At 43.5% G+C, this 8,046-nt stretch carries 9 protein-coding genes; 1 reads left to right on the forward strand and 8 read right to left on the reverse strand.

Annotation, left to right across the window (positions count from 1 at the left end):
* Positions 1 to 291: 291 nt before the first annotated feature.
* The 7 genes from R7041_RS21890 to R7041_RS21920 all read right to left on the reverse strand — a co-directional run bounded on the left by R7041_RS21890 (position 292) and on the right by R7041_RS21920 (position 6,630).
* Positions 292 to 624, reverse strand: a complete 333-nt coding sequence (locus R7041_RS21890) for a zinc-ribbon domain-containing protein (RefSeq protein ID WP_029559163.1) — start codon at positions 622 to 624, stop codon at positions 292 to 294.
* Positions 625 to 651: 27 nt separating this feature from the next.
* Positions 652 to 1,167: a zinc ribbon domain-containing protein gene (locus R7041_RS21895; protein WP_262652187.1), complete on the reverse strand. Its 516-nt coding sequence runs from the start codon at positions 1,165 to 1,167 to the stop codon at positions 652 to 654.
* Between the two features lie 397 nt (positions 1,168 to 1,564).
* Positions 1,565 to 3,073 (reverse strand): RNA helicase domain-containing protein, encoded by a 1,509-nt coding sequence (locus R7041_RS21900; protein WP_262652185.1) that lies wholly within the window; start codon positions 3,071 to 3,073, stop codon positions 1,565 to 1,567.
* 21 nt (positions 3,074 to 3,094) lie between these two features.
* On the reverse strand, positions 3,095 to 4,222 hold the full coding sequence (locus R7041_RS21905) for a DNA polymerase (RefSeq protein ID WP_262652183.1): 1,128 nt from the start codon (positions 4,220 to 4,222) through the stop codon (positions 3,095 to 3,097).
* A gap of 72 nt (positions 4,223 to 4,294) precedes the next feature.
* Positions 4,295 to 4,963 (reverse strand): hypothetical protein, encoded by a 669-nt coding sequence (locus R7041_RS21910; protein WP_262652181.1) that lies wholly within the window; start codon positions 4,961 to 4,963, stop codon positions 4,295 to 4,297.
* Positions 4,964 to 5,083: 120 nt separating this feature from the next.
* Entirely contained in the window at positions 5,084 to 6,202 is a 1,119-nt protein-coding gene (locus R7041_RS21915; protein ID WP_262652180.1) for a hypothetical protein, read from the reverse strand.
* A gap of 242 nt (positions 6,203 to 6,444) precedes the next feature.
* Complete coding sequence (locus R7041_RS21920; protein ID WP_193254919.1) at positions 6,445 to 6,630, reverse strand: hypothetical protein; 186 nt, start codon at positions 6,628 to 6,630, stop codon at positions 6,445 to 6,447.
* Between the two features lie 191 nt (positions 6,631 to 6,821).
* On the opposite strand from R7041_RS21920, the gene R7041_RS21925 reads away from it, so the two are divergent.
* Positions 6,822 to 7,379 carry a helix-turn-helix transcriptional regulator gene (locus R7041_RS21925; RefSeq protein ID WP_262652177.1) on the forward strand — a complete coding sequence of 186 codons (558 nt, stop codon included), beginning with the start codon at positions 6,822 to 6,824 and terminating at the stop codon, positions 7,377 to 7,379.
* A gap of 53 nt (positions 7,380 to 7,432) precedes the next feature.
* Here R7041_RS21925 and R7041_RS21930 read toward each other — a convergent pair whose 3' ends face one another.
* A complete protein-coding gene (locus R7041_RS21930) occupies positions 7,433 to 7,888 on the reverse strand; it encodes a hypothetical protein (protein WP_262652176.1) in 456 nt (151 codons plus the stop codon).
* Positions 7,889 to 8,046 lie beyond the last annotated feature (158 nt).

The raw sequence follows: 8,046 nt of genomic DNA on the forward strand, positions 1-8,046 counted from the left end.
ACGTACTTTTGGACAGAAGTGTTTCAGGGGCTTTGTTAATTTAGAAACATACGAATAATTTTAGGTATAGGAAAGTTACTTGGTAAGGTGCTCTGGCTTACGGGGCTTAGCTCACTCGACAGTAGGCAGTGGTTAGCTTCTATATGTGTTTACTGTAAGCAACTTTGACGGTGTTTTTTTTTGATAGAATGAAATAAATAGCTTGGTGTTCAATTATTTTGGCTGCGGGCGCAGCCAAAGTAATTGGTATTGCCTATTGATGCGAGGTAGGCTTATATTTGTATTAAGTGTTTATGATTTAGGGCGAGTAAACATTACAAACAAGCCCAGAATGATGTCACCAAATACCCACAAACCAAAGAGCATTCCTGTTCCAATGGTTCCACCAATTACAGCCCCGGCTTTTTCTGCGTCACTGGTAATGGTGTTGCTCATGTCACCGATAGAGCCCCAATATGTAACCAACCATACCAACATAAGGATATTAAATAGAATAAAGCTCCACTTAAATAGTTGGCCAAATAATCCTCTCTTTGCTTTCCGAAGCTGTACACCACATTTTGGACATTTAAGTGCAGAATCACTCACTTCAGTTTCACATTCTGGGCAATTAATTAGTGCCATTTTTATCTCCTATCAATAATGGTCATTTTATTTGACTAATAAAAAATCACTTATATAACAAGATGATGAGCTTGCTTGGTCATGTATAAAACCCATATTGAAGTTCTTGAATGACCGTTTTGAGTTAGCCTTGATCACGTCATATATTGTTCTACTATTGGAATCTATTTTCGTTCCACTTTTTGCGAAATGATCGCACTGAATTCTTATATCTTTGATGTCTTCTTCACTGTTGTTGATGATTTTAAAATCAGCCTCCATTACGGAGCCAAATCCTTCTTTTCGCCACTTAAAATCTAGATCCAACTTACTGGCAATATCACTCTTTGCATTTTTAAAAGAGATCGGGGTAGCTGTTTTTCGGGGGGCATCATTCGGTGAGTTAATTAATCCAATCAACAACAAGAAACCCAAAACTATCCCTATCCAATGTGCGATGCTAAGTTTCCTTACTGATTTACCGCAACTCGGACACTTTCTTTGTGATTTAGATACTTGCTTCCCACAGTGCTTGCAAGTGGTAAATAAACTTTCGCTTGGCATGTTGTTATTCCTTTTTCTCACCTTACGCTTTGCCTATTGAGTATAACAACCATTGCTTAGTTAAACTCGACTCAGTACAACGAATTTCACATTGAGAGTGGAGTGGACTTTATTTTGTAAAACCAAACCGGAGCAATAAGCCACAGATAGCATACTAATCGGATAAAGAAACCTAATCCATGCGCTACAGCACAAGATGAGGCAGATTTAAGGGTCTAGGGGGGAGCTCAGCCAGCGCCCACGCTCTGGCTTTATGACTACCAGACGATTCAGTCACGAGTCCTCGCCAACCCCTTTATCCCCTGCAACCCAGTCAGCGGGGTTGGCAGGGTTGAGCGAGGGAACGAGTTCCCCCCTTTCGATATCAAGCTAATACGTTTATTTGTCTTCGTCCTAGCTATGCCGCTTCCTGCTGCTCAGCCACTAACCCTAGGAATATTGAGTTCTTTGGTGCAACTCGCTCTACTCGGATACCTGCCATACCCAGTGAACTCATTAAGCCATCGACTCTGAGACCAAACTGTATCGGGTTCTCCGGGAACTCTCCCTTCTGCTCGTGGAAAGGTGTTACCCGTACTAACTCTTCATAGAGTTCTGTAGGCGTATATTTTTTTCCCTGTACACCCGCTTTCTGAGCAAGTTGGATTAGTGGCTTAGCCAGCTTATTCAGGTATAGGGACTCAAGAGCGCTTTCCTGCTGATTTTTCAAGTACAAGTCTTGGAGATAACCCTCTGGCACTTTAGTTACGACTTCAAATGCAGCTAGAAAGCGAGAGAACTCATTTAAGCGACCGGCTTTCTTAATTGAAACTGTTGGCAGTACATCAAGTATTTTTGCCAAGAGTTCAAGCAGTCCCGTGTAAATCTCGGATAGATCTTCTTCCAAGCTCTGAAGCATCACTTTACCGTTTACACGCTGTTCTGCCGATAGTTGCTTCATCGAGATATAAATAGAGCGCGAAGCCAAATCAGGCTCTTCAATGAAGTCATGTATACCATTGAGGACTAAGCTACCGTGAAGGTCGAACTTAACGCTATCACCATCAGAATAAAGCTTACGCTTCTCCTCCACACCATAAGTAGCAACGATGCACAGATAGTCCGACCAACTTTTCGTCAGCGAACGCATGTTATCGTAAATTGAGGTGAACTCATTTTGTAAAGCAATGGCAAGATTTTCCTTTTTGGTAGGAAAGCTCTTTATTTTAGCGGCTCTTGGGTCAAGCAAGGCTCGAATGATTCGCTTACAAAACGTCGACTTACCTGTTCCCTGACCGCCGTAGATCACCAGAATGGGGTAAGCAGTATCAGGGTCTCGAACCAAAGTCATGGTATGAAGCAGCCAGGCGATAAATAGGAACTGGTGCTTCTTCTCCATGTTGAGGTAAGGCAACAGCTTTTTCCAATCTCCCTGTTCTGCTAACGGGGGCAACGCCTCTGCATCGCCGGAACTGATGAACAGTTGATCGGAGCCTTCAGATATCACCGATACTTTTCCATCTTTAAGCTGATATTGGGTGCCTGCTTCGTCACCGACATCAAGTATACGTCCGTTGCCGCACTCTGTTGCCGCCACTCTTAGGTGGGTAAACGATACATGTTTCGCAATACCAGCAATGCCATTCAGCTTTTCTGCAATCTCATCTATCTGCGATTTATCAAGTGCAAGGCCCTCTGTGATCATCATTTCCTCACGTAGAATCTGAGCAAATCTCGGACTTCTTGAAAGGTATGTCAGGCGGTTTTTTCCTTCCTCTTTTCGGGACAAAATAGCTACACCATATCCATTTCTGCCAATATCAAACGTATTGATCACATGATGCAGAGTTTTACCCACGACACTGTCGCCAAAGTCTGCCTTCTCAAGTTTTTCTTTTTCAATAAAGTATCCAGTTTTCATCGCCATAATCGTTACCTAATCTCTTGTTTATTCTTGTGTTACAAAGTCGATGGTGGTTTTAAGTCGAAAGCCATTCAGCAGCGTTTCGGAAGCCATACCCATCACTTCTTTCAATGTTGTTATCTCTTGCTCAAAGTGCCCACGTTCGCTCTCGATATAGACGCAATCATGAACAGCCCCAACCACCTTCAGCATCTGTTGATCGGCTAACAGGCAAGCTCTGTTAATGATTTCCATCCCTGCCATCTGGATCGGCCAGTTTCTCACTTGAGGTGGTCTTGCTTCTGGCGTAACGTGGATCTGCCATGTATGTGATTGCAGAATCTTTGCGTGGTACGCAGAAACTGTCTGTTGCTCTAACCACTTAAACGCTACTGGGTAATGTCCCATGACGCCCTTCAGAAGAGCTTGAGCTTCCAACTCAGTTAGTCTTAGCTTGGAAGCTATTGTTGCAGGGGATGCACCGTAGATTGACATGAGAAGTAAGCCTTTGAGCTGCTCTCTCTTTAGCTGCAAGCCACAAGCGGCATGCATAGGGGAGAGCAATGCCTCATATAGATCATCGCTGTTCATATAGTCACTGCGTAGGCGCACATCACCCGATAGGGCTGCTAAGATCCCTACTTCACAAGCGACATAGTCCACTGAGGCAACCGAGCAACCAACCGGGGCTGCTAGTAGCTTCTCTCGGAAGATTTTGTAGCCATTAATTGGAGTCGTTCCGAGTAAACCAGCACGCCCCGTAATGCTGTGGTATGGTCTGATTGGGGTTCTCAACTTACCGTCATCATCTACCTGTAAGCGGCTTAACCACTCTAGGGCCTTGTATTCTTTCTGGGAAAAAGGGTCGTCCCGTAATCGCTCCTTATAGTCCTGAATCAAGTCAGCCAATGCTGTACGATCCACTAAAAGGCCCTGACAACTGATCTTATGGTAGAGCGATATGACATCTTGGCGGATGTTCTCGTTACGGTTGCCACTACAATGCTCAAGCATGCGTTCCAGACCAAATCCAACCCACTCTAAAGGGGCTAGAGTGCTCAGATATCTTGCTTGTCTCTGCTCGTAATTTAGCTGCTCATCTGGAACGCCATTAGTTGAAAATCTGGCTTCCACCTGACGCTGATAGATGTTTAGTGATGTATCAATACTCATGCTCCCCCCCCTCTAGGTCAAACTGTGCCTATACGTGGCTGCTACGTAAGTAACAGCCATCCCGTAGTTTTCTTAGCCCAGTAGCTCTTCAAGTGGGTCGATGGAGTCCAATTCGTCAATATCATCGTCAACTCCGTCAACCTGGGTTGTAGGGGTTGCTGGAGTTTCTTCTTTCGGTGCTGAGGTTGAGCTGAAGGTTTTACCTAAACGCACCAGTACTTCTTCGTTGCCATACTTAACGGTCGCGTTTTCATACTCTTTGCTCAAAACCTCTTCTAGTGACGGAAACTCGCCTTCAAATGGGGGAAGATCAGTTGATTCCAGACGGTAACATTTGTTTGCCTGATCATTTACCAGACGACCATAGCTCTTCTGAAGCTCTGGAATATAGCGCTGGGTGGTTTCATAGTGGCCACACGTAAAGCCGTTAGGGCTTGGCGCGTTTAAGATAGCAATGAACACTTCACCGTACTGATTAGCGGCAGGAACGAAGGTTTTCGTCTTAAGATCGTTGAATAGCGCCTTTTGTGCTTCTTCACCCAGCACTAAGTAGTAGCTTTCGGTGGCATACATTTGGCCCATTTGCATCGTTTTTTCTGTGATGACCATAAGATCTAATCTCTCTTCACCAAGAAAAAGGGACTCATCTTTTTTAGGGCGGCGTACCTGAACTACGGATTTGTTGCCAGCGAACGCTTGTTGAATTGCTGAACTTGCTTGTGCTTGTTTGATATTTAGCATGGTTGGAATCCTCTGTGTTATTAGGGAGGCTTCAGTGCCGAGACTACACCTCGTAGTCATTTCCCTGTAGAGGAGTCCTATCATATGCATTTTTTTTTCGAGGTCACCACGCGGAAAGGGTCACGAGGTCTCTTTATGTTTCATCGTCTTTTTTAAGTGCATGCCGCGACTAAATTCAGCTTTCATTGTTACTAGGACATAGTTAGCACGCTGCAGCGCTTCCCTATTCAGTAAGTAAGCTTCATTTTCTCTTTTATCAACCAACATTTGGTGGAAGTAATCCTCTGCTCTGAACTTCTTGAGCAATCTCTTCATCACACTATCTGATAGGTTAAGATCAGCGAAATGCTCTTCCAAGATTCTTATCAGTTGCTTCTGGCTGGAAATAGCGCCGGGATTTTCTTTGTCGTATAGGTAGACCCAGTTCTTAAGATATAGGTCCCTAGCCACTGTTTTTAACTCAGATATGTTTTTGCCCTTCGAGTTTTTAAGCCATAGAAAATCATCTGGTGTCTGAACACTATCTTCACCCAATGCTAGCGTTAGAAAATGATGAGCCATTAGTATACGTCCCACGATATCAACACCAGTATCTTTAGCTTTTCCGCCATAGAACGTATCAATTACTGGCTGACTTTCTTTGCACCGATTGGAAAACCTTAAAACATGCATAGACAGGGCAGCATATAAGTGTTTTCGATGGATATTATTCTTACCTATCTTATTTGATTCTTTGATCTCTCTAATACTAAGCAATTCATTTAGATTACAACCATCAATCAAATGATCTACGAGAGATACCCATGATCTTTTGAAGTGTTTCGTTTCTTCTTTCTCTGGCAACTCAGCAAGAATGTGGTCTTCACGATCCAGATGTATAAAGTCCACCTGAGATTCGCTAATCAACTTAATATAGTTTTTAGTCGAATGATCAACGTCATTAATTAGCTCACTATCAACATGCTCGATACTGTGCTTCATAAACGCCATAATCTTCGCTGTATTTTCATCACTCCAATGACTAATCAGCGCCTTGGCTGTTTGTATAAGATAAACAAGGTAGCTTTTAAATCCATCGTCATTAAAAAAACAAACGATATTAAATGGGTTTCTTTCCTTACTGTTGGGAGTGGTCTGACCTTTCGTACTCAAATCAAATCTGTTGCCTTCAATAACATTTTGATAATGAATTAAGTCAGGATCAGAATCTTTAATATCTAATTGGAACTTTCTAGGCATTGATCCGTTTCCATAACGTCGTCTTGATGTGCACAAAAAAAATAAAGCCCTAGCAACCCTGTCAACCCCACCATCCTAGTTAACCTAGTTGGTATAGTTCAGGGGCTCATAACGAAGCTCATTTTCAACCCTATCTTATCCTCTGATGGCCGATTCTAACATCTAGGTCCTCAACGATTGAGTGCCATCAATAGTAAGAGAAAGCAGGGCTCCCCGCTTCCCCTAGTTTGCAGTTCAACTAGCTAATCATCTAGCATCTCGTCAACTACTATCCCGGCTAGGTACCCGAGAACTCCTCCAGTGATGATACCGTATGGGCCGAACCTTGCACCTATGGTTGCTCCAACCTTAGCCGCTTTGAATCCTGTGCCCCTACTGGTTTTAGGCATAGTCTGAGGCTCTGAGTAGATCTTACTTTTCTTTTCCATGTTACAGACTCCTACTGTAGATATTTTCTGATGATGGTTAGCTAATGGCAGTTATGACAACTTCACTAACCTAATGAATTTAAGCTGGAAATAATCTCGTTCTGCATTGAACTACTAGTGAGCATTCAACATTGCGTAAGACGAGAGAGAGTGGGAAGCACGACAGATTGGCTAGGCGACTCGGGCTGATATTGACCCGCCTTAACACCGGAGAGAAGTTATACCCCGATGATCTGTGTCGTGAGTTTGCTGTATCGGGAAAGACAATTCAGCGTGATTTCAACGAACGATTAAGCTATCTACCTATCGAACGCGGTAATGGATTTTATTACCTTGATCCTGAGTATCTAGGCTCAACAGGCAGTCATTCCATTTCGTTACTGCTATCGAACATGGGGATAAAATCTCTATTCTCTGACCGGGATTATCTAGCTGCTGGCATCTTGAATAGCGGCACGAATCCACCATTTTTATTCAGGAATCCATCCGTGGAAGACATCACTGGTTTTGCTCTCGAATTCGAGACTTTGACTGAAGCGATACGACTACGCCACATCATTGCATTCACCTATGATGGTCAACGTTACACTGAGATGCATCCCTACCGATTGGTTAATGACGAGGGGATCTGGTATCTAGCCGCAGCCGTATCTGGTCAACTACATCAATTTAGAGTAGCGAATATTACTGAGTTAGCCTACTGCGAACAGATGTATAAGCTCGATCCTAACATTGCTGCTAGAGTCTGATTTTTCTGACTCTTTATAGCAGGGCTAGCATTTGGTTGATGATGTTCCTAAAGCTAAACCAGCTTCATTAGATCAGCCTTAACCTTGTCGTATTTCTCCCCTTTTACGTGTAGGTACATTGATCCCTCAGCTTTTTGAGCTAACCCTAATGCTCGGCATATTGAAGCACAAAACCCCTGATTGTTCGCCGATCCGGAAGAATACAGAGACCTATATACCTGGCTTTTCCACGCCCTATCCTCTTGAGCTTCAACAAGCTCGAACAGACGAGCCATAGGAATCCACTGTTTTGAATGCAACCCTGCGCCCCCTGTCTGCCCTGCTATTCGAAAGTAGAGTTGCTTTTCTTCATCATGGAGGGCAATTTCGTATTGCACCTTACCCACTGATTTTGATCCCAGTTTGTCTGCTTCCCCTTGTTTTACTACGTTAGCGAAATGGTTAGTTGTTCCTGTCTCTGGTCCTGTTTCCGGTTCTGCTTTCTTGTTGCGTGTTTTACGTTGGGTCATAGATATCCCTCTTTCCCTTACCTTAGAAATTAGAAAGCCCTTACGGTTACTAGTCCGTAAGGGCATTTACTTAGCATTAATATAAGTTTGATTGGGTACTTATTACTTTAGAATTCGTCCGGTAATTTCCGGTACCGTTCCGGTCTCCACTTAACTCC

Origin of the sequence: Vibrio sp. 1751 (assembly GCF_033339895.1) — a bacterium.
Lineage (GTDB): Bacteria > Pseudomonadota > Gammaproteobacteria > Enterobacterales > Vibrionaceae > Vibrio > Vibrio alginolyticus.